We start from the raw sequence: 24,077 nt of genomic DNA, 5'->3' as shown, positions 1-24,077 counted from the left end.
CGCTGTACAACTCTGCTTCGCATCCTCTGCATGGCATTCTCCTCCCTTGAACTGAAAAAAACAGTACCAGAGAGGGAGGACTCTGTCCAGCCCTCACCCTCTAGATTTTCCCCTTGGAATCACTATCTGACTCGATTGCCGACAGGCTATCAAAGAGAGCATCCTCGGCTACAATAGGCTCCTTGGAAGTGGAGGCAACTGGTTCGACCACCTTTACCACGTCCACTGCAGGTGGGGCTACCACCTTTTCCCTCTCCATCGGACTCTCCTCAACAGCCTTTTGGGAGATTGGGCTATACATGGAGAACCCAGTCCAGGAATCGAGGGTGGCAAAGGAGGCATCTGGGCCAAAGGCGAGCACAGGTTCATACAACGCATTTACCGAGCGACCTCGCTGGGCAAGGTCACGCCGATACTTCCTGCGATACCAGCTTGAATTCTTCCGCCTGTTGCCAACATGCTTCTTCTTTACTTCAGCCCTATTGCCGTATGAGGCATACCGGGAAGAATACGAACCATATCGGTTACCATATCCGTAGCCATAGCTGCCGGTAGAGCCGGGAATGACACCGTTGAAGACAATACCGGTCAAAGGAACATTTCCGGTCTTCAGGCTTGCCACCAGGTCAGCAAGGGCTCCCTTTGTGGTAACCCCTGCACGGACAGTGGTGATAAGTCCATCAACCTGCTTGCAGATTGCCAGCAGCTCACTTGCCGAATCAAGGGGAGGAGCGTCGATAATGATGAAGTCATAGATCGTCCTCAAATACTTGATCATCTTGATATAGGCTGGATTGGAGAAAATGGCAGCGGGAACGAGAGGTGGGGCACCAGGGGGAAGAAGGTGCAGGTTCTCGACATTGTCCAACGGCTGGATGATGCACTGTTCCAAGGTAGCCCGTCCTACCACATAGTCGACCAGACCAGTCTCGCTGTGCTTGAGGCGGAAGAACCGCTCCATGCTGGGCAGGCGCAAATCTCCGTCGATAATAAGGACCTTACTACCCATCTGGGCAAAAGAGAGTGCAATGTTACCGATGATGGTGCTCTTGCCCTCAGCCATGGAACAACTGGTGATGGAGAACACCTGCTCATCCACCTTGGAATAGAGCATGTTGGCTACCAGCTTGAACCGTTCAGATTCAAAGGAAAGCGGGTCGTTAAAGACTGTCAGGGTTGGATACTTATCCTTAGGCGAAATCTTCATGAGGGGAATCCAACCGAGCATGGGGGTGTCTAGGCCGGTGATCTTCTTGACCTGGGCCTCAGTGCGAAGCGAGAAGTCAGTAGCCTCAGCAGCAAGGGCAAGCAGGAACCCGATGGCACATCCCAAAAGAAGGGCCACGGCAAGGATCAGCATCTTGTTGGGGCTTACCGGAAGAAGGGGAAGCACAGCCTGATCGACTACGGTGACGTTTCCTGTAACGGCAGCCTCAACCAGCTTCACCTCTTCGAGCATATCACGCAACTTCAGGCCGATAGCCTCAGAAATCTGCACATCCCGTTCAAGTTCGGAAAGTTTTCTTTCAAGAACCGGCAATTTGGAGAGTTCTGCAACAAAGACCTCACCCCGGGCATGCAGGACATTGATTGCAACTTCCGTTGTCAAGGCCTGTACGATGGCCTGGATATTGGCATCCTTGGCATAGGAGCGGGTAAGGACGGTGACCCTATCCAGGAGGTCCTTGGTGGTCTGGGATATGGCACTGTTCAACACATAGGAGCGCGAGGAACCGGAAGAGGCTGTGGCTGTGGAAGCCTGTGCCGGAGAGGGAGAGACCAAGGACTCGTACATGGTCAGCTCGGTCTTCCAGGCTGTAAGGTCATCCAGCTTGGCCGCAACGACAGGGTCAGTTCGTATGGCATCAAGGGAGAGTATTCCCTCAACCCCTGCAGCCTGTAGCCCACTGTTGTAGGAGTTGATGAATACCAAGGACTCATCCAGCTGGAGGCGAAGGGGTTCAAGACGAAGAGCATAGTAGGAGATCTGTTCAACAAGGAGGGAGCTCTTGTCGGTAAGCTGGATGATGTCACTGTTTTCACGAAAATCCCCCAAGGCATCGGAGGCAAGTTGCAACGCATGGTCATTGATGGGAATCTGTGACTGGATAAACTCCCTTTGGGCGGTTTTGGAGTTCTTGGCAATACCGGTGAGCAGATTGTCGTAACTGGAGGCAAGGGCATTGGCAAGGTCCCGGGCAAACGCAGGGTTCGCATCGGTAACAGTTATGCGGACAATATTGGTATCCTTGACAGTAGAGACCACAATGCGATCCTTTACCACGCCAAGGACCTCCTTGTTGGCATAGGAAAGCCCGTCCCCGTCCTTATAGGAGGTAAGGTCGAGCGTCCCAAGCGCATATTCTATGTTCTTTCGGCTGGTGATGAGTTCCACTTCAGTCGCAATCTTTGTGGTGCTTGCACTGCTTTCCAGAAAATTCTCGATGGAAGAGGATTTCTGGATAGGCTCGACCAGGACCGAAAGCTGGCTCTCATATTGGGGGACGGCCAGTTGCAGGTACCCGATGGCAGCAACGACGACCACTACAAACCCAATGACAAACCAACCCAAGCGTTGCCTGAAAATATGGAACAGTTCGGAAATGGAAATTCCCTCTTCGCCCCCGTCAAGTTGGTTATATCCGCTCTGATTTTCTTCTTGCTGACTCATGCATACCCCCCTTACAGACTTTTCGAATCAACAATGGCGCTGATTACGACGGCAACGATTCCCAGGATGGAACTGACCAAACCGATGACTGCCACTGTTGGGGCTATGTCCTTGATAAAGGTATTCTTTGCAATCCTGATGGTTGATTCCGGGGGAATCACCCCTCCACTATCCAGTTTTTCCCCGTTGGGCCCATAGACCTTGACCGAGGTGGGAACTGAGGCATCATCGCTGAGTCCTCCTGCCAGGGCAAGGTAGTAGTTGGCACCCTTGTCCGGAACATAGGCAAAGACACCAGAGCGAACAACAGCCCCACTGACCGAGACAAACCGCTGGGTAAAGGGGATGATGAAGGTATCCCCGTTTTCCAAGACCAGATCTGCATTGGGATCCTGGGCGTAGAGTATCTGTTGGGCCTTGAGAGGAATCTTTTTCTGGTCACGAAGCAGGTATGTCCCATCCAGGTCACTGACAGTCATCAGTCGGGCAGAGATTGTCTGCAACATCTGCCTGACGCTCTCACCCGGGTAGAACTGGTAGAAGATCCTTCCAGAGGAGGTCCCTACCAGGGCTGTGGAGGAAAGGCTGTCATACACCTCGCTCGCTGCAACAGCTCCCTCAATGGTTACCGTCCGCACAGAGGGTGCAACCGTGTCGACGATTACCTGGTCAAGATGCTGCAACCCTTCTTCCTTTCCGGAGAAGAGGTCAACATACTGCATTTCCCACCCACCGTTCTTGACATTGTAGCGCTGGACCCTAATTTTCTGCACATCGGCCTGGCTGAGTACCCCGCCTCCATAGTAGGAGACCAACTCCTTCAGGCCCTCTCCTGCCTTCAGTTGGTAGGTTCCAGGAGAGTAGACATTGCCGGCAAGCACCACAGTCTTTGCAGATCGGGGTATGGTTATGATGTCCCCGCTTTTGAGCAGGGGGTCTTGGTCAAGCACCCCTTTACGGAGGGCAAGGTAGAGATCATAGGTATGGGTCGACCCATCGGAGCCCTGGATGCTGATAGCACGCGTTGATGCATAGGCAGTTGCCCCGTAGACGACCGAGGAGAGCCTGGAGAGGCCCCATACAGGGACAACACGGGTTGCACCCACCTCCCCGACCACCGAGACGCTGAAGGCTCCTGTACCGGTGAGTATGAGAAGGGGATTGGAATAGCTATGGTAGGTCTGCACCATGGTAAGGATCTCTTGCTTTACCTGGCTGAAGGTGAGACCAGAGCACTGGATGGTCCCCAGTCCAGGGATGGTGACCGATCCTTTCTCATCCACCTGCAAATCGACGGTTATGGTCTTCAGCCCATCAAGATAGACCAGGCGAAAGGTATCGCCGGGGGTGACAGGATAGGCAGCATTGCTGATGGCCCGCAGGACCCTCGATTCGGCGCTCTCCTCACCCTGGGCCGATTCCAGACCAAGCTGGTCGGAATAGCTTTGCAGGCTCAGTGATTTCAAGGAGGGGGAAGAAGGGAGGGCTTCAGGGCCAAAAAGGGAGGATCGGACAACCAGCCCGGCACCGTCGGCAGCAAACAAGAGCGTCGAAATAAGCAACAGGAGCGAAAGTATCGAACATTTCCTTGCGATGGTATTCATATCAATGATAATCCTTTCATGGGCAACTGCCCGTAACGGCTGAACCATGAATCTTTGTATTCAGACTCATCCTATCCTACCACTATGGTAAAAGTCTACGCAAGCATCAAAATGAAAATGTACTACCCATAGCATAGGGAATCATACCCATACAATCAGGCCATTGGAAGAAAACTCTGGCAAAACAACAGAAAAAAGGACAAGACAACAAAAAATATGCATAAAAACTGCATCTGCCGTCAAACAGGAACATATTTACTACATTTTGTTGCAAATTGTGGGAAAAAGTATATTCCTTGTTTCATCATTTGGGAACTCTCACAACATAAAAAAAATATTGCGGTATTCCACTGAAAATGTTTGACATTATTGTTTTGACACCACCAAGAACGTCCCGTATAATTTGAGTTGTTCAAGATATTCGGGTAGTATCACCCCTATCGCACAATCTTTTAAGGAGAGAGAGTCATGAAAAAAGGTATTGTTCTTTTGTTGATCGTACTGATGGTTTCTTCCTTTGCATTTGCACAGGGATCCAAAGAAGCCGCAGCTCCTAAGGCCGCAGGTCCGATGAAAGTCGGGGTCATCTACATCAGCCCTCCTGGTGACATGGGGTATTCCTACATGCACGACCAAGGCACCATTGCCATGGAGAAGTACTTTGGCGACAAGGTACAAGTGTACAGGATGGAAGGCATCGCAGAGAATGAGAATAGTGAGAGGGCAATGGAAAGCCTGATCGACGAAGGATGCAAGATCATCTTCGCCAACTCCTACAACTATCAGCAGTACATGCTCAACGTTGCCAAAAACTTCCCAGACGTATATTTTGAACATTGCTCCGGCTACCTTCAGAACGCCAACATGTCAAACTACTTCGGAAGAATGTACCAGATGCGCTATCTCTCCGGCATGATTGCTGCAAAGATGTCCCCCTCCGGCAAGCTCGGATATGTGGGCGCTTTCAACACTCCTGAAGTCGTACGCGGCATCAACGCCTTCACCCTTGGTGTCAGGGCGATCAATCCCAAGGCAACCGTCACAGTCGTCTGGACAAACAGCTGGTACGATCCTTCCCTGGAACGCCAGGCTGCAGTAGCACTTCTGGACAAGGGTTGTGACGTCATTGCACAGCACCAGGATACTACAGAGCCTGCCAAGGCTGCCATCGAACGCGGCAAGTATGCCATCGGCTACAACGCTGACTTCAGAAGCATGATCGGTGATGACCGCGTGCTCGTTTCCCCCATGTGGAACTGGGGCAACTACATGATCCCTGCTGTCCAGAGTGCCATTGACGGCACATGGAAGAGCCAGAGCTACTGGGGCGGACTTGAGGATGACATGATTCACCTCTCCCCTATCTCCCCCTTGGTACCTGCTGAATTCCAGAAAGAGATTGCAGCCAAGCAGACTGAAATCCATGACGGAAAATGGGATGTGTTCTGGGGCGCAATCAAGGACAACACCGGAAAGGCTCGCCAGAACGCTGGTGAGAAGATGTCCGACGAAGCCATGCTTACCATGGACTGGTTCGTTGAAGGCGTCGTAGGTTCGGTGAAATAAGTTCATTCCACTCTGACAGATAAGGGCGGGCATTCGCCCGTCCTTATTTCTTTCAAGAAGAGTCCTCTCCCACGAGGGCATAAACAACTGGAAACAACATGCACGAAATAGAAACCGACGACACGCCTGTGGTGCGTATGGTAGGCATTACCAAACATTTTCCTGGAGTACTGGCCAACAACAATGTAGACCTTACCCTACACCGAGGGGAGGTACTGGCACTCCTTGGTGAAAATGGTGCAGGAAAAAGCACCTTGATGAACATGCTGGTCGGGCTGTATAGGCCTGACAGCGGAGAGATATTCATCAACGGAAAGCTAGCAGAGATACACTCTCCCCAAGACTCCATGGCATTGGGTATCGGCATGATCCACCAGGAATTCATGTTGGTCGGCAACATGACTGTGGCCGAGAACATCATCCTCGGAATGAAGGACCTTCCCTTTGTCCCGCCTCTTGCCGATATAAAAAAGAACATTACTGAGCTGAGCAAGCACTATGGCTTGCAGGTATACCCAGATAAGATAATCCAGGACCTCTCCGTAGGGGAACAGCAAAGGGTCGAAATCCTGAAGCTCCTCTATCGTGGTGCCGAAATACTGATCCTTGACGAGCCTACGGCGGTGCTTACCCCAGGGGAGTCAAGGGATCTGAATGAAATCCTCAAGAAGATGCTTGCTGAAGGAAAGAGCGCCATATTCATTACCCACAAGATGGATGAGGTCATGGAGTTCTCCCACACGGTACAGGTACTCAGGCGAGGGACGAGCGTCAACGTCTGTCCTACCTCCTCCATCAAGCGGGTACAGGACCTGGCAAGGATGATGGTGGGAAGGGATATCCTCTTCTCCCTTGATCGTGGTGCCTATGAGCCGGGGGAGGTCATGCTGGAAGCAAAGAACCTGGTGATGCAGAGCGTAGGGACAAACAAGTACATTCTTGACAATGTCTCATTCACGTTACGCGGCGGAGAGATCCTAGGCGTAGCTGGTGTCGCCGGAAATGGCCAGCAGCAGCTTACCGAAGCCCTCACAGGCCTGATGCATGTCAACAGTGGCCAAGTCCTGATACGAGGCAAGGACTATACCAACAAGACTCCGCTACAGATCATCCGCAGCGGCGTAAGCCACATCCCAGCAGACAGAGGCAGGATGGGGGTGGTCGGAGACATGAGTGTAGGCGACAACCTCTCCATGAAGAAATACCGAACCAGCGAGCTGAGCGACCACTCGGTCATCAAGCGAAGCTGGGTACGCCTCTTTGCAGAGCGCCTGATCGAAACCTTCACCATCAAGACCCCTTCCCAGGATACCTCGGTAAAGTTCCTCAGTGGCGGAAACATCCAAAAGACCATCCTGGCCAGGGAGATTGACTCCTGCGGGGGAATTCTCATTGCAGTCTACCCTTCCAGGGGCTTGGACGTAGGGGCTACCGAAGCGGTGAGGCAGAACCTCATCAAGCAGAGGGACAAGGGCAATGCTGTTTTCTTGGTTTCCGAGGAGTTGGAAGAGCTCTTGATGGTAGCCGACAAGGTTGCTGTCATGTTTGAGGGGAGAATCATGGATATTGTGGATGTAAAGGATGCCAAGACAGAAGAGCTGGGCATGTTGATGGCCGGTGTCGAAAGGGGGAGCATATGAGATTTGCCCTCGAGAAACGGGACAGCAAATCCCGAAAAATGACCGTACTGGTACCGATAGCCTCGCTGTTGCTCTCCTTCCTGCTAGGGGCTATCGTCCTTACCCTATCCAAGGCAAACCCCATCCAAACCTACGTGGCCATGTTCAAGGGAGCGTTCGGAAGCCAATCCAAGATCCAGTTCACCCTGGTGAAGACAGTCCCGTTGCTGCTCTGTGGCCTGGCTGTGGGCATAGCCTTCAGGCTGAAGTTCTGGAACATCGGTGCCGAAGGCCAGTATGTCTCAGGTGTCATCGGCATCACCTGGGTCATGCAGTTCTGGACCTTCCTCCCCCATTGGCTGGTCCTGCCGGTTGGCATCGTCGTCGGAGTGCTGTTTGGGGCAATATGGGGAGGAATCCCCGGTGTCCTGAAGGCCCAATGGAGTGTCGATGAGACACTGGCTACCCTCATGATGAACTACATCATCATAGGATACGCAGAATACCTCTACATCAACGCCTGGAAAGCCCCACGGGGAAACATGGGCACTGTCAGGTATCCTGAGTATGCCTGGCTTCCCAGGATCTGGGGCCGAGTCCATGCAGGAGTCTTTTTTGCCCTGATACTGGTAGCCATCCTCTGGTTTGTCCTCTACAAGACCCGATGGGGCTTTGAGCTGAACATGATCGGCAAGAACCAGAAGGCCGCTAGATGCCAAGGGGTCTCGATCAAGAAGAACATCATCCTGGCCATGCTCATATCCGGAGGCATCGCAGGCCTGGCGGGAGTCATCGACTCTGCTGCTGTCACCCACCAGCTTACCAAGGGTGTCAACGGTGGGTATGGCTTCACCGGAATCATCATCGCCTGGATGAGTGGGCTCAACCCCATCGCCTCCATTTTCGTGGCCATCCTGATGGCAGCCCTGGATACGGGTTCCGATGCCCTGCAGATCACGCTGAAGCTTCCCTCTGCAATGGGTGAGGTCCTCCAAGGCCTGATACTCATACCGTTGCTGGCAGGCAGCATCTTCACCGAATACAAGCTGCTCGTCCTAGGCAAGCATAAGGAGAGTTCCAAATGAACTGGATAGATTTCATGACAAAACTTCTTGCCGCTACCCTAGCGATGGGAACCTCCCTTACCTATGCCACCTTGGGTGAAGTATATACAGAGAAGACAGGCATCCTGAACCTAGGGATGGAAGGCACCATGCTGATGGGCGCCCTCACAGGCTTTGCAACTGCATTTGCCACAGGAAACCTGCTTCTTGCCATCATCGTCTCCATGCTGGTTGGTGCTTTCTTCTCCCTGATGCATGCATTCCTCTGTATCACCATGAGGGCAAACCAGGTTGTCTCCGGGCTTGCCATCACGATGCTGGGAACCGGCTTGGCCAACTTCCTCGGCCAACGCCTGGGACCTGCCTCCAATACCTACAACCTGTGTGGTATGAACCTTGAGTCAAAGTTCAACAACATAGCAATCCCTGCACTCAGCAAGATTCCCATACTGGGAGCTCTGTTTGATGTGAGCCTGCTCACCTATGCACTCTACCTACTCATCCCCTTTGCCTGGTTCTTCATGTACAAGACCAAGCATGGGATGGTAGTCCGCGCAGTGGGCGAGAACCCCAGGACAGCTGCTGCCATGGGTATCTCCGTTTCCAAGATCCGTTACATCTACACCGTCATCGGTGGCATGTTTGCAGGTCTTGGAGGGGCATGCCTCTCCTTGAGCTTCACCCCGAGCTGGAATGATGGAATGACCGGTGGAAAGGGCTGGATCGTCATAGCCCTGGTCATATTTGCCACCTGGAACCCTGGAAGGGTTGTCATCGGCACCCTGATCTTCGGGGGAATCACCAGCTTGCAGTTCAGCCTGCAGGCTGCCGGATTCAAGATGGTAATACCTACCCAGTTCCTTGCCTTCTCACCCTATCTTATCACCCTGGTGGTTCTTACTGCCATGACCATCATCAACCAGAAGAAGAAAGGTTCCTTCGCCTCACCTGCGGCACTGGGAACATCCTTTGCCATCGATGACAAATAATCCTGCACTCTTGGCTGAGCAACGGGACCTTCGGGTCCCGTTTCTTATGCCCTTGCACACACCCATTGATTTGGATAGGATTCAGGGATGGCATATACTGGAAAAAAAACAAACGCAATGAGGATCCTCGATTCCCTTTCGATCGAGTACGAGGTAGTGCTCTATGAGTGGGATGAAGAACATCTTGATGCCGTGCATGCGAGCCAGGCAGCAGGGCTCTCAAGCGAACAGGTATTCAAGACCATAGTCATGCAGGACAGTGATAATCTGGTCTTTGTGTTCTGCCTTCCTGCAGAGTTTTCCGTAAGCATGAAGAAGGCCCGCTCCCTGACAGGAAGCAAGGAGATGGAGCTCATCAAGATGGATAGCCTGCTCTCCACAACTGGATATATCAGAGGTGGCTGTTCCCCTTTGGGCATGAAAAAGCACTTCCCTACGTTCTTGGAAGAACTTGCCTTATTGCATGAGCATATCTACATAAGTGCCGGGCAACGGGGGTTGCAGCTGAGGATCCGGCCCGAGGATCTGCAACGGGCCGCTGAAGCAACGTTCGCTGACTTTACCTAACTGTGCCGGTTCTGGCTGGTAAAGAACCTTCTGATCCGCCGGCTTACCGAAACGCTTATCAGCAGGAGCATCAGTGCAACTGATGCCGAGAAGAGGCTTACCGACCAGCTAAGGGTCCAGATCCCTGAACCATACCGATTCAGAAAGAGGTCAAGGGCGGTAAAGGTCAGAAACAGCACGATCAGATTGAAGAATATCAGGTCAGCCAGGGGAAGCCTGGTCCGTTTCCGCGTCAGGAACAAAAGGAAAAAGAGCCCAACACCGGCGAACAGCACCAGGGATGTCGGCAATGCTACCGGGAAAAACCAGGATAGCTTTCCTACCACAACCAGGTTGATCATGGCCAGATAGCCCAGGGTTGCAAGCATCAGAAGTGATGCACTGCCCAACGGGCAGGTACGCGCTGTCCTGGTTGTGGTGAATACTGCATAGAGCCACAAGATGGCAATACCCCCTACAGCGATAACCGACCAGCTCAAGGGGCCGGATGATCCGTCAATGCCCAGCAGGTAGAGGGAGACCAGGATGAGGTGGGTAGTAGTCTGGGCAACATAGCTGTGCCGGGATACGAGTGCCATCGCTATGACCAGGGCTGCCATTGCAGTGCTGAACAGGGGGATGAAGCTGTGGGAGAAATTTCCCGAGTACCACATGGTAAGGGCTATGGTAACCTCGCTGACAACCAGCAGGGGGAGTATGAGTTCGATGATGCCCTTGCTGGTCTTGCTGATACCCCCTGTCCCCTTCTCCGGCAAGGGATGAGGGAATAGCGGCTCAGCGGGCTTTTCGACCACATGGGAGGGCAGGAGGACCTCTGTCCGACAGAGGGGGCACTGAACCGCCCCATCCTCAAGCTTGACTCCACACATTACACAATATGCCATTCATTGCTCCTTATGTTCGTCAGAACGGTTGGTCGCGATCTCAACAGGAACGCCATCCTGGACAAGGAATTGGCAGAACAACCGTTCAAGGTCGGTATCGGTGTTGAAAAAGCTGCTGAAGTTGATGGTAACCTTGTCCTTCCAGCCAACGATAGCCAGGGCCACTTTATTCATTTGCCCTGGGCAGAGGTAGAAATCCATGCGGGTAAGGGAACTCTCAAGCTCCGGGGGAATACTCACATAGCCAAGATTGGAGATGACTGCAGTATAGAGGTCATCGCCAAGGGAGTCGGAAAGCAGTTTGAAGAGGGGATTCTTGATGGCCGTAGGGGCAAAACGCATCAGGATGTGACGCTCCCCTCCCACATTCCTGCGAATCTGGCTACGGATCCTTTTTGGATCCTGGGAGAATGCCATGTCAAGGTAGATCTTCTGCAGAATCTCCTCAAAGGTATATTCCCCTAAGGCAGGTTCGATCCCAGGGACCGCAAAGAGGGTAAAATTCCTCATGGTATCGAAATGGAAGATGTTCCTGAGGTTCATGGGAACCGAGAGCTTGAGGGGCTTGCGTCTTTTCTGGACAGGGACCTCCTGTTTCTGGAGTTCCTGCAATGCCCAGAGAAGAATGGAGCATAGGTAGACCGTTACGGTATAGCCACGACTTTTGCAGCGCTCCCGTAGGGTCTTTGCATCAACGGTCGCGCTGATGACCTTCACCCTGTCATCGTAGGATCCCGTCCCTATGCGGTGATAGGCTCGTCCAGTGGAAGGGGTCCCGGGAATCTTGGGGTCAAAGAAGTGTTGGAACGGGTCGCTGAACTCTTGCTTGGACGGACGCTTGGAAAAGTCCAAGGCACCGCTGAAGGTAAACTCTGCTATGCCTGCAAGCCGGCAATACTCGCTTACGATCATCTTCAGGTAGACCAATGCACCTGACCCATCGGTGAGGGCATGGAAACACTCCAAGGCTATCCTATGCTTGCTGTAGAGCACCTTGAACAGGTAGCCGTTGTTTTCCTTGCGAAAGATACGTCCACTGGGAAAGGATCCCTCTTCATGCAGTATTGGGGTTTTATGGTTGGGTGAGAGAAAATACCAGAAGAACCCCTTGTGCAGGCTCACCTTGGCATAGGAGCAGCGCTGCAACATCTCTTGTACTGCAAGATCCAATATCTCAGGGACTATCACCTGCTTGAGGTCAATGGAGACCCGATAGGTATTCGCATTGAACCTTGCCTCGGTAGGAGGGTAGATCAAGGCTGAGTTGTCAAGGGCTATGAACCCATCAGGGGCGTAGCTTTGTACTCGTATCATCGCTCTTCGTCATATCTCTTCCCATGCTTGTAAAAGGGGGTCTTCACCAGCTTCGCCCGCTTTCGCTTTCCATGGATTTCAATGGTTACCTCATCACCAAACTTGAGTTTGATGTCCCGTCTGATCAGCACATAGGCGCAGAAAATATCAAGGGTCGGGCTCTTGGTCCCGCTGGTCACAAAGCCGATCAGCTCATCATCAAGAAATACTTCGCAACCTGAGCGAGGGACAGCCTTGTCGACCATCTCCACCCCGCGCAACGTTCTTGGGACACCCTCATCCTTCTGTTTTGCCAATGCATCCCTACCACAGAAATCCTCTTTCTCCAATCGCACAAACACCCCGAGGTTTGCCTCAAGGGGGGTGATGCTGTCGCTTATCTCATGGCCGTAGAGGGGGAGCTTCGCTTCGAGTCGGAGGGTATCACGGCAGCCAAGCCCACAGGGGATGATGCCTTCTTCCACTCCTGCCTCCAGAAGGGTATTCCACAACAGTTTTCCATCCTCCGAAGCGCAATAGAGTTCGAACCCATCTTCTCCTGTATAGCCGGTGCGGCTGATGAGGGACATGACTTCACCAACAGCACAAGGGGAACGATAGGTGAATGATGGCATATCACTGCATTCAGGAATGAGTTTTGTGAGCACCTGGACTGCAAGAGGCCCTTGCAAGGCAAGAAGCACCGTCCGATCGGAAAGGTCTACTATGGTGGGTCTCTCCTTTCCTGGGAAAGGGACTCCATCCTGCATCCATGCAAGATCCTTCTCGATGTTCGATGCGTTCATAACGACAAGATAGGAGGTACGGTCACGGCAGTAGATGAGCAGGTCATCAACTACTGTCCCGTTGGGGTAGCACATCATGGTGTACATGACCTCGCCCTTTTGCATGCCTCTGATGGCATTGGTGCAAAGGTAGTCCAAAAAGTCGGTTGCCGTCTCTCCGGTAACCAGACACTCTCCCATATGGGAGACGTCAAACAGGCCAACCTTGGTCCTGACAGCCTCATGTTCGGCCAGGATTCCACTGGAGTAGTTGACTGGAAGCTCCCAGCCTCCAAAGTCGATCAGTTTCACGCCTTCGTAGTGACTGTACACATCATAGATAGGTGTGCGTTTCATCCCTTCCCTCCTATTGGTTAGCCTAGAGCAGGGCTATCATCTCTATTTCAAGCGCTACATCCTTGGGAAGCCTGGCTACCTGGACTGCCGATCGGGCAGGGAGGATGCCTTCCCCAAAAAAGGAAGCATAGACCTTGTTTACGGCAGCGAAGTCATTCATGTCCCTCAGGAACACTGTGGCTTTCACCGCCCTGGAGAGATCGGTCCCGGCCTCTGCAAGTACAGCCTTCAGGTTCTCAAATACCTGCTTTGCCTGATTGGCGGCATCACCACCTACCAGTTCATTGGTCTTTGGGTCAACGGGAAGCTGCCCTGAGGTGAAAACGAATGGGGCAGCGATGACAGCCTGGCTGTAAGGGCCGATGGCTGCAGGTGCCTTGTCTGTATTGACCAGTTTTTTCTCAATCTTGTTACTCATATGCACGATCTCCTATCTGAATAGAATACTCTCTGGTTCCCTCTCATGCAAGCAGTTCCAGCTTTTCCAAAACATCCAACGCCATACAGGAAAATTCCCTATAACAAGGAGAGCAGCTCCTGGGGAGAGGAAACAACAGCAAGCATCGAGTCTGTCCTTTGTTGCCCTCGGGGGAATCCGAAACCATAGTCAACGGCGATAAAGGAGACATTGGCCTCTTTTGCACCTTCCTCGTCATGGATGGTATCTCCGATGAGGACTGCTTCAGAAGGATCAATGCCAAGGTCTTTGAGGACCATGTTGACTATATCAGCCTTGCTGAGCTTGGATGACATGTCAGCACCCCTGATTGAGGAAAAATAGGGTTCGAAGCCAAAATGGGACATCATGGTTAGGGCGAGGCTCTCTGTCTTGAGGGTTCCTACCCCAAGCAGGTACCCCTTCTCCTTGAGTTTGGCCAACGTCTCCTTGATCCCCGGATATTCGATGGCATTGAACTGCCCACGTGCAACGTACTCTTCACGATAGTGCCCTATCGCGCTCTCTATGAGCTCTTCATCCAGGTTATAGGTGTTGATGAAACATTGGACTATGGGAGGTCCAATGAACTTGCTCAGCTGTTTGATATCATGCTCGGGTGGGCGGCCCACCAACTCCACAGCCTTGTTGGCTGTAGCAAATATTCCGGCAGAGGTATCCATAAGGGTACCATCAAGGTCAAAGATTGCTAGTTTGAATTTCATGCATGAACCATATGCAATAACCAGTCTTGAATCAACCCATTTGAGGCAACCAGATCACAACGGGTGTCGGTAAATGGAGACAGGGGGTCAGCGCTAGCGAGGGCCCCTCCAGCCTCTTCTACCAGGCAGAGGCCCGCTGCCATGTCATAGTAGCCAAGGCAGAGCTCATAGTACCCATCAAGCCTTCCGGCGGCAATGTAGGCCAATTCAAGGGCACAGGAACCATAGGAGCGAAGGTCGCTACTCTCCATGAAGAGCCTCTTCATGGTCTCAAAATAGGCATCAGCCAGGTCATGGCTACGATGAGGGGGGACACAGACAAGAAGGGCATGGGCAGAATCCTCTATCCTTGAAACATGGATGGGATCTCCGTTGAGGAAGGCCCCTTTACCCTTGCTTGCCCAAAAGAGTTCGTTCTGACGGGGGTTGAACACCACCCCGACCAAGGGTTTGAAGGGTTCCATCTCCCACGCTATGCTGATGGTATAGTTGGGAAGGGACCGGAAGAAATTGGTGGTCCCATCGATCGGATCAATGATCCAACGCCCATGGGAAAGGTCCCCGCTAGCACCTGTCTCCTCGCCGAAGATGGCATCCTCTGTAAAGGTTTTCTTGATGATCGATATGATGAGCTCTTCTGAAAGCCTATCGGTTTCAGTGACAAAATCATTGGTGTGTTTGCTATGAATGGCATGATGACCCAGCTTCCCAGCTTCCAATACCAGTTTTCCAGCTTCTTTGGCAGCCAGTAAGGCTACCTCAAGATGCTCTGCAATAGAGTCTTCGATCATGCTCATTTCTTTTTCCTTTGGAGGATCCTCTCTCCAAGATTGACGACGTACTTCCAATCGGTCTGGGAGAAATCCTCAAACCTGATGGATTTCTCCTCTGCATGGAGAAGTAGTCCCGATACCGAGTAGTTCAGATAGAGAACTTCCCAGCTAGTTTTTTTCTGGCTATACATGATGGCAGCCACATTGTTTTTCCGGTCCCATGACCGAAGCATATCGCTACGTCCGGTTGTCAGGACAACGGTAAGGTCATACCCTGGAATGGTAAACATCTTGTCCTTGTTGTCAAAAAGTTGTGCCTGCCGTGCTTGCTCAATGAGGGCTGATGTCGTCTTCAGCAGGTCTATTTCTGCTGTCTTGCAAAAATCAAAGAAGACATTTTCGCCCTTCTCTTCAAGCTTTTCCAGAATATCGCGCAATCGATTGGGCAACGAACCATCCAGCGATGATTCCAGCTCCTCAAAGTGAATTACCGTCTCCTCCCCCTTATTTGCAGGTGCATCTTCGCTTTTCTGGGAAACTGTCTCTGCCAAGATAAAACGGGGAGGACCCTGTACTTTGGCAGGAGGTAGTTCAGAAATAGGTTTTTCAAAGCTAGGTGGCATTGCCGGCCTATCGTCGTGGTGCACAGGCTCAGGAGCGAGTTCTGCCTCAGGGACAGGTTCTGCCTCAGGGACAGGTTCGGCCTCAGGGACAGGTTCTGCCTCAGGGACAGGTTCTGATTCAGGGACAGGTTCTGCCTCAGGGACAGGTTCTGCCTCAGGGACAGGTTCTGCCTCAGGGACAGGTTCTGCCTCAGGGACAGGTTCTGCCTCAGGGACAGGTTCTGCCTCAGGGACAGATTCTGCTTCAGGAGCAGGCACAGGCTCTTTGGTATGCACTGGTTCTTCAGCGATGGGAGCTTCTTTTTTGGGGACAGTTGGTTTATTGGCTATCGAAGAGAGATGGGAAAAAAAGGAAAAAGAGCTAGCAGGTTTATCTGAGGCAATCTCTTGGATTGTGTCTTCCTCTTCATCTTCAGTATCTTTGCTAAGCTGGGTGTAGTCATATGGCCTGCTGTCGTCCTCGAGATCCCCTTCCATTTCATCGTCAGCCTGAATGAGGGAGCTTCCCATTGCTGGGAGGTCCCCTTCTACCTGATGATCTTCAAGGATACAAAAGGCTTCATCCTCATATTCATCCAAATCATCATCATCGTCATCTTCAGAATAGGGGGAATTATCAACGAGGTTGCCATGGGTAAACAGATCCCTGTCTTCAAGGCTAAAGAGCGAAGGCTGTTCTTCTGAAAGGGCAAGCTCATCGGCAGTCTCTTTTTCATCTTCCTCTAGGTCTTTATCGTCAAAATACGAAAATTCACTTTCAGATTCGTACTCCTCTTCATCAAGTTGTTCATCCTGCAAATAGAAATCATCTTCAAAGAACAAATCATCATCCAAGTCAACCCTGGGGGCTTCTTCCATTACGGTAGGCTCTTCCTCTACGGTAGGCTCTTCCTCTACGGTAGGCTCTTCCGCTACGGTAGGTTCTTCTGTTGCTGCAGGCTCTTCCATTACGGTAGGCTCTTCCGCTACGGTAGGTTCTTCTGTTGCTGCAGGCTCTTCATGATGGTGTTGCCCAAAGGTTGGCAGGCCCAAAACTTCCTTGATCTGGCTTACTCCTTCCCAAGTTGTGGCAAGCTCTACAAGTTGGATAAAGGAAAGCGTCAGTTTGTTCTCTTTCAGCTCCATGGGATAGCTTATGCTCTTGTTGGTGATGTCAACAACAACTGAAGGATGGGTGCTCTGGCCCAACAGGGTTATGGCTTCGCGTTCACTCTCCAGAAGGAGGAGGGCATCCTCACTGTGGGTAAAAGGATTATAGGGGTAGTAACCGATGTGGGTCGCAGGAACCTGCACACGCAATACCCGTTGAGCATCCTCAAAAACAGCATCAATGTAGCCATCACCTTCCAGGACATTCCTGGTGTAGTTCATGGTACCGAGCATCGCCGAGAAAAACGTGACCGGTACGAGGGCCTGCTTTTCCTGCTCAATGGTTTCCCAACGGAATTTCAGTTCATCGCTTTTTGCACATACAGCCTTTCGTATGATCCAGTATGCTCGATGGAGCAGGGTTTCCCCATCAAAACAGAGGATGGAATTGTATATCCGCAGAAAAGGTCGTTCGGTCAACAAGGAGGGTCTGGTAAGCCAGCCCTTCTGTTCGGAATCCAGAAAATTCGAGTCATGGCCTGCATCCACGGAAAGGAGGAGGGCATCAGACAGGGAGAGTTCGGTAAGCTTCCGTACATCGAAAAGGTCGTAGCCATCCCTTCTTCCTACAATATCGGAGACCCAGCTCTCCCAACCCTGCTCACGGATTACCTGCTCCATGAGCTGCTGCACACTACCCTTCACTGTCCCGCGGCTTTTGAGCACCTCAAGCTGCAACATACTCGCCTGCTTGAAAACAGAGCTGTCATCACGGAGCTTGTCGATCCCTTCGTGGGCATTGGTTACCAACTGGGAAAAGGCTGCAAGAAGCCCATCAAGACCACCTTCAAACACTTCAGAAATGAGGGCATTGAATGGTTGCAACTGATATTTGAGGGCCATTTTCTGTTTGGATATGGTATTTTTTTGGGGCACTGGGGGCAACATGAAGCTTGTTGCATACTCCTGGAACGCAACCAGAAGGTCCTCATCAGCAATGCTCTTTGCTGAATAGAGGGAAAGTGCATAGTTATCCACATGGCGGATGCTTTTTCTGCACAGGTCCTCAAACAACTGGACAAGCCGCTTCCAGTCCTTCTCTTTAATTTCGGCATTTTGGGAGAAGGGGCCTTTCTTGGCCCCAACAACCGACTGAAGATAGGAAACCAACCTTGCGGAAACCAGCTGGGAGAATTCATCATTGGGACGGTCATGGGCTATCCTACGCTGTTCCCAACATGCCATCTTGAGCAATGCCAAAGGATGGTACCGGTCGAGGATTGCAATGATATTGGAAACATCATTGGTGAGGAAAATGGATACCTCTTTCAGGTTCTTCTGAATCTTCTCAGCTGAAACATCCACCATACTGACAAGATCCCATCCTAGGCTGTTCTTCACAAGTAGCATCTCCTTACCTTTGAGCATAGCACACCTTGCGCCCTCATTCAAACTTCCTCTGTTTTCCTGAGCATCCAAGCATGGTCAATTTCCATACCGCAGTACTATCCAGCAATGTGTCGATCTGATTGGCGATCCCAACCATGTTTGAAGGAGCGAACCTCTGGCACAAAGCTGCCAAAGCCCGCTTCTTCTCCAGTTTGTCCAGAACTTCTGTTGCTTCGGCAAAGAAGGTTGCACTCTCATAGACGACAGAAAGGGCAGCCTCGTCACTGACGGCTTGTCCAACACAGGTGATGCATACCCGCCCATCAGATTTGAGGTTGTCCACCTTATGCCCTTCGGTGGCACAATGAAAGTAGAAACAACCTCTCGATTCCACAACTGATATGGGAACGGCATAGGGAGAACCCAATCCAAGAGGGGATTCTGTTCTGCAATTGACCGTTGAAAGAGTAACCCAAAGGCACTCTCGGAGCAACTGGTAGGCTTGTCCTTCCTCCATAGCCCTATCGGACCTTCTCATAGGAACCATTCTACACCTCTTCTATAGCCGGAGTGCGCATTTTTTTCCAAAATACCAGACACAGGAGTACTGAGAGCATGGAAAAAACGGAAAAACTCTCAAACATCACCTTATAACCAAAGCCCTCAGTCAAGATTCCACCCAAGGTTGCGCCCAATACCGAGGGAAGGCCAGTACCCAGGGAGATATACATCGACATGCCCAGGGCACGATGGCTCCGCTTCACTCGCCTTGCCACAAGCTGGATGGCGGCGGGGTGGAAAAACCCAAACCCCACACTATGGAGCAACTGCCCGACCACAACCCCTGCAAGGGAAGGAAAATGAGCGTAGATGAGCAGGCGCAGGACCATCCCCAGGCCACTGATGAGCAAGAGGAAGACCGGCAGCACCTTTTTCTTCTGGATAAGATAGCCGGCAAAGACCATGAACAAGAGCTCAGCACCTGCCGCCAAGGCATTTATCAGGCTGATGGCATCTATGTGCAGCTCCTCCACAAGGTAGAGTGAGAGAAAACTTGATATTGCAGACATGCTCAACCGGTTCAGGGCGATGATGACCAGCCCGATGACAAAGGCGCTGTCAAACCAGGGGTCAACAGAAAAAGGAACCCGCTTTACAGGTTCTTTCGATTTTTTTGGTTGGGGAACCTCCTTCCAGCTCAATACAGGCAGAAAGAAAAGCAGACAGCCCATGAGGGCATAGCGAATGATACTCGAATTGTCGCTAACGACAGGTATGCCCAAGGCAGCGAAAGCCAAGGAGAACACCACGAAACCCAAGGTTCCGAACGAGCGTATGTATGAGTATTTCTGGGCATCCCCGTTGAACCTGTTGGTTGCAACCGTATCGAGCAGAGGCAGCAGCGAGCGCAGGAAGAAGGCCGAAATGGCAAGGGCAACGATGGTAAGCCAGACAGGGCCTGAACGGACAAGGAGGATCAGGCCAAGAGAAGCTGCAGCAGTTGAGACCAGGATGGTATCCTTCAGCCTACCGGTCTTGCCGACTATCCTGCCCACCACCAAGGGCCCGACGATGCCAGCAATCTCAAAGATGGCCAGCAGGATTCCTACTGCCTCATACGAATACCCACTGTTTCTCAGCAGTACCTGCAGAAAAGGATTGATTACAGCAAAAATGGAATAGAGAAAGAAAAAAGATATATAGAGTTGCAACATATGCAAGCATTGTATGCTTTTGTGCAAGCTCACTCAAGCAGGTTTTCACATCTGGAGAAAGGATTGTGCTTTTCTTACCGTTGATGGAGGGAGGCGGAGGTCTTCCAATGAGGAGATGGCACAGCTTCCCCTCCCCTGGATGATTTTCTCCACATAGGAAGGGCCAAGGCCGGGGACCCTCAACAGCTCCTCCTTTGATGCCCTCTTGATGGACAGGGGGAACAGTTCAGGATGGCTTTCAGCCCAGACCAGCTTGGGATCCTTATGCAAATTCAGGTTACCACCCTTGTCGAAGACCAGATCCTGATAGGAAAATCCGTAGCAACGCAACAGCCAGTCAGCCTGATAGAGACGGTGTTCCCTTACCAGCAGGTCAGGTGAGGCTCCCACCTGCGGTCCCAGGTCAAAAAGGGAGAGCTGTTCGCTCTGAATCTCAACCTTCTGCTCGCCTGGGATGGAAGGGTCGCCCAACCCACTCTGGTAGGCACTGTAGTAGAGCCTTCCCATCTGCAGGTTGGTATACATACGGCTGCCATAGTTGAGGATCTCCTGGTCGCTTTCGTCGCTTGCCCCGACAATGAACTGACTTGAGGTGTGGACACGGGAGTATCGACCACCCTTCTGTGTCTGTTCCGCAATGAAGGTCAGGGGTTCAATGATATCCTTCTGGTAGTTTTTTCTATCGGTAAGCTTGGAGAAATGTCCCCCACCAGGGGTCTCGATATTCAGGGAAACGGCTGAGGCATACCTGAGGGCACTCTCTATGCTCGCCCTACTCGCTCCTGGAATGACCTTCAGATGGATGTATCCACGATAGCGGAAGTGTTTTCTCAGGATTTCGGCTGTGGCAACCAGCTGGGCCATCGTCTTTTCGCCATCGCCAAGGACGGCACTGGAGAGGAAGATCCCTATGAGAGGGCGCTTGAGCTGGAATTCATAGAAGAATGATGCCATCTCATACGGGGAGATAGCCACAGGACGGAAATCCTGGTTTTCCCTGAGAGGACAGTACTTGCAGTCATTGGCACACCGGTTTCCCAAAAGGGTCTTCAAAATGATACCCGGTCCCCCACTTGCTGTCGTGGTTGGGTAGAGCCATCCATCACCGGCCTGGTTCTTCCTCCGATGTTCATCGGGGTTTTTTGTGCCACAGGCACAGGAGAGGTCATACTGGGCATCACGGCTAAGAATATCCAGTTTCTGTTGCGTATCCATACAGACAGGGTAACATCAGTATAGTAGTTTTTACAAGACTTTTTTGCGATCTCTTTTGTATTCCGATACCAAAAGGCCCCCGAGGGTAAGGGCAGTCCCTATCGCAGAGGTGGTGGTTATGACCTCCCCCAGGACAATGACGGAGAATACAATGGTTATGACAGGGCTAAGGTAGAGGTAGAACGAACTCTTCACCGCCCCTATGCTTTTCAGGCCGAAGTTCCACAGGACAAAACAGAGGGCAGAGGCTATAAGGCCCAGAAAGAGCAGATGGTACAGATAGGGGGGCTTTACCATCAACGTTGGGGATGGCAGCTCTCCATGGATGAGGGTGGCCACCACCATACCCAAGAGGGCATAGAAGAACATCGTCCTGGTTGCCAGCAAGGTAGGATAGCCACGCCGTGAGACAACACGGGTAAGGGTTGTGTAGAAGGCCCACACCACGATTCCCAATACCGCAAGGAGATCACCTAGGGGGTTGAGTTTTAGGTCAGCCTGCCCACTATAACTGATGAGAGAGATCCCTACCATGGAGAGCAAGAACCCCAAAAAGTATTGGCCCTTGAGTTGTTCTTCCTTAAGGACAAAGTGCACGACCAGCAGGATAAAGAAAGGGGCAGTAGCGACTATGACACCGACATTGGAGGCAGAGGTAAAGACGAGGGCGGTGTTCTCCACGTAGTAGTAGAGGAATATCCCGCACAGACCGGCAGCGGCCAGGAGAAGACGATCGCCTTTCTGCTTGTAGACCATCTTCCTCGGATTGCACAAAAAGAGGAAAGAGAAGCCCAAGATCGTCCTAATCAGCAATATCTGCATCGGGCTAAAGGCCTCGAGCAGGATTTTGGTGGAGATGTAGGTGGTTGCCCAGATCACGACGACAGAGAGCACAGCAAGATGACCCAAAATCCTCGTCTTTGGAAGGATGACCGGTGAATTATCCATAATGAGGGGCAGTGTACTGCTTATAGGTACCTGTTGCAATCACTCCATGGTATACTGCAGATGCCATTGGAGGTGCTCATGATTACTTACCGAAAGGAATTGTGGTTCAACATCAACAAACGGCGCGGTCTGGTCAATATAACCGAGGCCGTACAAGAAGCCGTGGTGGAAAGTGGCATCAAGGAGGGTCTTGTTCTGGTAAATGCCATGAACATCACCTCAAGCGTCTTCATCAACACGATCGAAAGTGGGTTGCATGAGGATTTCGAGCAGTGGCTTGAAAGGCTCGCCCCAGAACTCCCCTACGAGCAGTACAAGCACAACAAGGGGGATGAGCGAAACGCTGATGCCCACCTCAAACGTACCATCATGGGGCGTGAGGCTGTGGTTGCCATTACGGCTGGGAGGCTGGATTTCGGCTCATGGGAGCAGATCTTCTACTATGACTTTGATGGGATGCGCAACAAGCACGCCCTCATCAAAATCATAGGTGAATAGAAGAGCCTAGAGAGTCTGGCCAAGGACTTGGGTGCGATAGGCCTTCAAGCCTGCATCAAAACACTTGAGGGCCTGCTTGAGATCCTCAGTATTGAGGACATAGGCTATACGCACCTGCTTGCGACCAAGGCCCTCCGTCTCATAGAAATCCTCACAGGGTGCTACCATGACAGTCTGTCCATCCAGGGAGAAATCCTTGAGCATGAAGGTGGCAAAGGCCTCTGCATTGTCGACCGGAAGTTCGGCGACCAGGTAGAATGCCCCCTTGGGAGCATTGCAGACCACCCCGTCAATCTTCTGCAGTCCCTCAACAATGAAGTTTCTGCGCTTCTCATACTCGGCCTTGACCTCCAGGAGGTAGGAGTTGTCAGTCTTCAGGGCAGCACGGGCAGCAACCTGCTCGATCTCAGGTGGACAGAGCCTTGCCTGGGCAAGCTTGAGGGCATTGGCCAGCACATCGGGGTTCTTGCTGACCAGGGCACCGATGCGTGAGCCACACATGCTGTAGCGTTTGGAGAAGCTATCGACACAGATGACCCTATCGGCGAATTCAGGAAAAGCGAGTACGCTGGTAAACTGCTTGCCATCATAACAGAACTCACGGTAGACCTCATCCACTATCAAAAAGATGTCATGTTTCTTGACAAGGTTGAGCAACTGCAGCAGTTCATCCTCGGTGTAGACATGTCCGGTAGGGTTGTTCGGACTGCACAGGAGGATCGCGCCGGTCTTGCGGGTAATCCTCTTCTCGAACTCTGAGATGTCTGGAAGGGAGAACCCATCCTCGATCTTGCTGGTGACAGGGACAATGGTGACCATCGCCGAGTGGGCAAATGAGGATACATTGGTATAGTAGGGTTCGGGGATGATAACCTCATCATAGGGGTCGCAGAGGGTCATGAATGCAAATTGCAGAGCTTCACTACCACCTGTGGTGATGAGGATGTCATCGCTTTTCACCTCAAGGCCGTAACTGGCATAGTAGGCGGGCAAAGCCTCCCTAAGGTCCTGCCTCCCCTCACTGTTACCGTAGGCGATGATCGTCTGGTCATAGGTGCGAACGGCCTCAATGACCTGTGGTGGGGTCTTGATGTCAGGTTGCCCGATGTTGAGGTAGTAGACTTTGATGCCTCTGGTTTGGGCATCCCGGGCATAGGGGGAAAGGCGCCTGATCGGTGAACATTGAAAAGCTGAAATTCTGTTAGACATCTGCATGGTGAAATCTCCAAGCGGTATATTTGAGTACAGTTCATTACCCTCGCAACCC

General features: G+C 51.8%; 20 protein-coding genes. 6 read left to right on the top strand and 14 right to left on the bottom strand.

The features are described from left to right. Positions 1 to 100: 100 nt before the first annotated feature. Together ROJ03_RS07370 and ROJ03_RS07365 are read right to left on the bottom strand one after the other, a co-directional pair. On the bottom strand, positions 101 to 2,671 hold the full coding sequence (locus tag ROJ03_RS07370) for a polysaccharide biosynthesis tyrosine autokinase (protein ID WP_313726372.1): 2,571 nt from the start codon (positions 2,669 to 2,671) through the stop codon (positions 101 to 103). Between the two features lie 11 nt (positions 2,672 to 2,682). Continuing rightward, on the bottom strand, positions 2,683 to 4,275 hold the full coding sequence (locus tag ROJ03_RS07365) for a polysaccharide biosynthesis/export family protein (protein ID WP_313726371.1): 1,593 nt from the start codon (positions 4,273 to 4,275) through the stop codon (positions 2,683 to 2,685). Between the two features lie 468 nt (positions 4,276 to 4,743). Between ROJ03_RS07365 and ROJ03_RS07360 the strand changes: the two genes are divergently transcribed. The 5 genes from ROJ03_RS07360 (at position 4,744) to ybaK (ending at position 10,080) form a co-directional block, all read left to right on the top strand. Next, positions 4,744 to 5,841, top strand: a complete 1,098-nt coding sequence (locus tag ROJ03_RS07360; protein ID WP_313726370.1) for a BMP family ABC transporter substrate-binding protein — start codon at positions 4,744 to 4,746, stop codon at positions 5,839 to 5,841. Positions 5,842 to 5,939: 98 nt separating this feature from the next. Beyond that, positions 5,940 to 7,481 (top strand): ABC transporter ATP-binding protein, encoded by a 1,542-nt coding sequence (locus ROJ03_RS07355; protein ID WP_313726369.1) that lies wholly within the window; start codon positions 5,940 to 5,942, stop codon positions 7,479 to 7,481. Next, positions 7,478 to 8,545, top strand: a complete 1,068-nt coding sequence (locus ROJ03_RS07350; RefSeq protein WP_313726368.1) for an ABC transporter permease — start codon at positions 7,478 to 7,480, stop codon at positions 8,543 to 8,545. The genes ROJ03_RS07355 and ROJ03_RS07350 overlap by 4 nt, the downstream gene beginning before the upstream one ends. Beyond that, positions 8,542 to 9,513 (top strand): ABC transporter permease, encoded by a 972-nt coding sequence (locus ROJ03_RS07345; RefSeq protein ID WP_313726367.1) that lies wholly within the window; start codon positions 8,542 to 8,544, stop codon positions 9,511 to 9,513. Before ROJ03_RS07350 ends, ROJ03_RS07345 begins: the two co-directional genes overlap by 4 nt. Positions 9,514 to 9,600: 87 nt before the next feature. Further along, on the top strand, positions 9,601 to 10,080 hold the full coding sequence (gene ybaK / locus ROJ03_RS07340) for a Cys-tRNA(Pro) deacylase (RefSeq protein WP_313726366.1): 480 nt from the start codon (positions 9,601 to 9,603) through the stop codon (positions 10,078 to 10,080). Here the strand turns inward: ybaK and ROJ03_RS07335 are convergent. The 11 genes from ROJ03_RS07335 to ROJ03_RS07285 all read right to left on the bottom strand — a co-directional run bounded on the left by ROJ03_RS07335 (position 10,077) and on the right by ROJ03_RS07285 (position 22,312). Further along, the gene (locus ROJ03_RS07335) at positions 10,077 to 10,964 is read right to left on the bottom strand and encodes a hypothetical protein (protein WP_313726365.1); all 888 of its coding nucleotides are present in this window, start codon (positions 10,962 to 10,964) and stop codon (positions 10,077 to 10,079) included. The genes ybaK and ROJ03_RS07335 overlap by 4 nt on opposite strands. After that, entirely contained in the window at positions 10,965 to 12,278 is a 1,314-nt protein-coding gene (locus tag ROJ03_RS07330) for a hypothetical protein (protein ID WP_313726364.1), read from the bottom strand. Then, entirely contained in the window at positions 12,275 to 13,399 is a 1,125-nt protein-coding gene (gcvT, locus tag ROJ03_RS07325; RefSeq protein ID WP_313726363.1) for a glycine cleavage system aminomethyltransferase GcvT, read from the bottom strand. Before gcvT ends, ROJ03_RS07330 begins: the two co-directional genes overlap by 4 nt. Before the next feature lie 22 nt (positions 13,400 to 13,421). Further along, positions 13,422 to 13,817 carry a RidA family protein gene (locus ROJ03_RS07320; RefSeq protein ID WP_313726362.1) on the bottom strand — a complete coding sequence of 132 codons (396 nt, stop codon included), beginning with the start codon at positions 13,815 to 13,817 and terminating at the stop codon, positions 13,422 to 13,424. Positions 13,818 to 13,915: 98 nt separating this feature from the next. Next, positions 13,916 to 14,560 carry an HAD hydrolase-like protein gene (locus tag ROJ03_RS07315; RefSeq protein ID WP_313726361.1) on the bottom strand — a complete coding sequence of 215 codons (645 nt, stop codon included), beginning with the start codon at positions 14,558 to 14,560 and terminating at the stop codon, positions 13,916 to 13,918. Next, positions 14,557 to 15,357, bottom strand: a complete 801-nt coding sequence (locus ROJ03_RS07310; RefSeq protein WP_313726360.1) for an inositol monophosphatase family protein — start codon at positions 15,355 to 15,357, stop codon at positions 14,557 to 14,559. The genes ROJ03_RS07315 and ROJ03_RS07310 overlap by 4 nt, the downstream gene beginning before the upstream one ends. After that, positions 15,354 to 18,446, bottom strand: coding sequence for a hypothetical protein (locus tag ROJ03_RS07305; RefSeq protein ID WP_313726359.1), 3,093 nt, complete (start codon positions 18,444 to 18,446; stop codon positions 15,354 to 15,356). Before ROJ03_RS07305 ends, ROJ03_RS07310 begins: the two co-directional genes overlap by 4 nt. 43 nt (positions 18,447 to 18,489) lie before the next feature. Next, complete coding sequence (locus ROJ03_RS07300; protein WP_313726448.1) at positions 18,490 to 18,951, bottom strand: pyridoxamine 5'-phosphate oxidase family protein; 462 nt, start codon at positions 18,949 to 18,951, stop codon at positions 18,490 to 18,492. A 31-nt stretch (positions 18,952 to 18,982) separates the two neighbouring features. Next, complete coding sequence (locus ROJ03_RS07295) at positions 18,983 to 20,149, bottom strand: MFS transporter (RefSeq protein ID WP_313726358.1); 1,167 nt, start codon at positions 20,147 to 20,149, stop codon at positions 18,983 to 18,985. Between the two features lie 45 nt (positions 20,150 to 20,194). After that, complete coding sequence (locus ROJ03_RS07290) at positions 20,195 to 21,364, bottom strand: radical SAM protein (protein ID WP_313726357.1); 1,170 nt, start codon at positions 21,362 to 21,364, stop codon at positions 20,195 to 20,197. Between the two features lie 30 nt (positions 21,365 to 21,394). Further along, positions 21,395 to 22,312, bottom strand: a complete 918-nt coding sequence (locus ROJ03_RS07285; RefSeq protein WP_313726356.1) for a DMT family transporter — start codon at positions 22,310 to 22,312, stop codon at positions 21,395 to 21,397. 78 nt (positions 22,313 to 22,390) lie between these two features. Here ROJ03_RS07285 and ROJ03_RS07280 point away from each other — a divergent pair, with 78 nt between their 5' ends. Then, entirely contained in the window at positions 22,391 to 22,810 is a 420-nt protein-coding gene (locus tag ROJ03_RS07280; protein WP_313726355.1) for a secondary thiamine-phosphate synthase enzyme YjbQ, read from the top strand. A 6-nt stretch (positions 22,811 to 22,816) separates the two neighbouring features. Here ROJ03_RS07280 and ROJ03_RS07275 read toward each other — a convergent pair whose 3' ends face one another. After that, positions 22,817 to 24,019, bottom strand: coding sequence for a pyridoxal phosphate-dependent aminotransferase (locus ROJ03_RS07275; protein ID WP_313726354.1), 1,203 nt, complete (start codon positions 24,017 to 24,019; stop codon positions 22,817 to 22,819). Positions 24,020 to 24,077: the final 58 nt, after the last annotated feature.

The organism is Sphaerochaeta sp. PS (genome assembly GCF_032144095.1).
Lineage (GTDB): Bacteria > Spirochaetota > Spirochaetia > Sphaerochaetales > Sphaerochaetaceae > Sphaerochaeta.
Note: the sequence above shows the minus strand (reverse complement) of the source record. Positions and strands in the feature narration are given on the sequence as shown.

Excerpts from the sequence above, each read along its gene's own strand:
- ROJ03_RS07310 (WP_313726360.1), bottom strand. The coding sequence starts at position 15,357 with ATGAGCATGATCGAAGACTCTATTGCAGAGCATCTTGAGGTAGCCTTA.
- gcvT (WP_313726363.1), bottom strand. The coding sequence starts at position 13,399 with ATGAAACGCACACCTATCTATGATGTGTACAGTCACTACGAAGGCGTG.
- ROJ03_RS07355 (WP_313726369.1), top strand. The coding sequence starts at position 5,940 with ATGCACGAAATAGAAACCGACGACACGCCTGTGGTGCGTATGGTAGGC.
- ROJ03_RS07370 (WP_313726372.1), bottom strand. The coding sequence starts at position 2,671 with ATGAGTCAGCAAGAAGAAAATCAGAGCGGATATAACCAACTTGACGGG.
- ROJ03_RS07365 (WP_313726371.1), bottom strand. The coding sequence starts at position 4,275 with ATGAATACCATCGCAAGGAAATGTTCGATACTTTCGCTCCTGTTGCTT.
- ROJ03_RS07315 (WP_313726361.1), bottom strand. The coding sequence starts at position 14,560 with ATGAAATTCAAACTAGCAATCTTTGACCTTGATGGTACCCTTATGGAT.
- ROJ03_RS07330 (WP_313726364.1), bottom strand. The coding sequence starts at position 12,278 with ATGATACGAGTACAAAGCTACGCCCCTGATGGGTTCATAGCCCTTGAC.
- ROJ03_RS07335 (WP_313726365.1), bottom strand. The coding sequence starts at position 10,964 with ATGGCATATTGTGTAATGTGTGGAGTCAAGCTTGAGGATGGGGCGGTT.
- ROJ03_RS07285 (WP_313726356.1), bottom strand. The coding sequence starts at position 22,312 with ATGGATAATTCACCGGTCATCCTTCCAAAGACGAGGATTTTGGGTCAT.
- ROJ03_RS07295 (WP_313726358.1), bottom strand. The coding sequence starts at position 20,149 with ATGTTGCAACTCTATATATCTTTTTTCTTTCTCTATTCCATTTTTGCT.
- ROJ03_RS07300 (WP_313726448.1), bottom strand. The coding sequence starts at position 18,951 with ATGGAGGAAGGACAAGCCTACCAGTTGCTCCGAGAGTGCCTTTGGGTT.
- ROJ03_RS07280 (WP_313726355.1), top strand. The coding sequence starts at position 22,391 with ATGATTACTTACCGAAAGGAATTGTGGTTCAACATCAACAAACGGCGC.
- ROJ03_RS07345 (WP_313726367.1), top strand. The coding sequence starts at position 8,542 with ATGAACTGGATAGATTTCATGACAAAACTTCTTGCCGCTACCCTAGCG.
- ROJ03_RS07360 (WP_313726370.1), top strand. The coding sequence starts at position 4,744 with ATGAAAAAAGGTATTGTTCTTTTGTTGATCGTACTGATGGTTTCTTCC.
- ROJ03_RS07290 (WP_313726357.1), bottom strand. The coding sequence starts at position 21,364 with ATGGATACGCAACAGAAACTGGATATTCTTAGCCGTGATGCCCAGTAT.
- ybaK (WP_313726366.1), top strand. The coding sequence starts at position 9,601 with ATGGCATATACTGGAAAAAAAACAAACGCAATGAGGATCCTCGATTCC.
- ROJ03_RS07275 (WP_313726354.1), bottom strand. The coding sequence starts at position 24,019 with ATGTCTAACAGAATTTCAGCTTTTCAATGTTCACCGATCAGGCGCCTT.
- ROJ03_RS07350 (WP_313726368.1), top strand. The coding sequence starts at position 7,478 with ATGAGATTTGCCCTCGAGAAACGGGACAGCAAATCCCGAAAAATGACC.
- ROJ03_RS07320 (WP_313726362.1), bottom strand. The coding sequence starts at position 13,817 with ATGAGTAACAAGATTGAGAAAAAACTGGTCAATACAGACAAGGCACCT.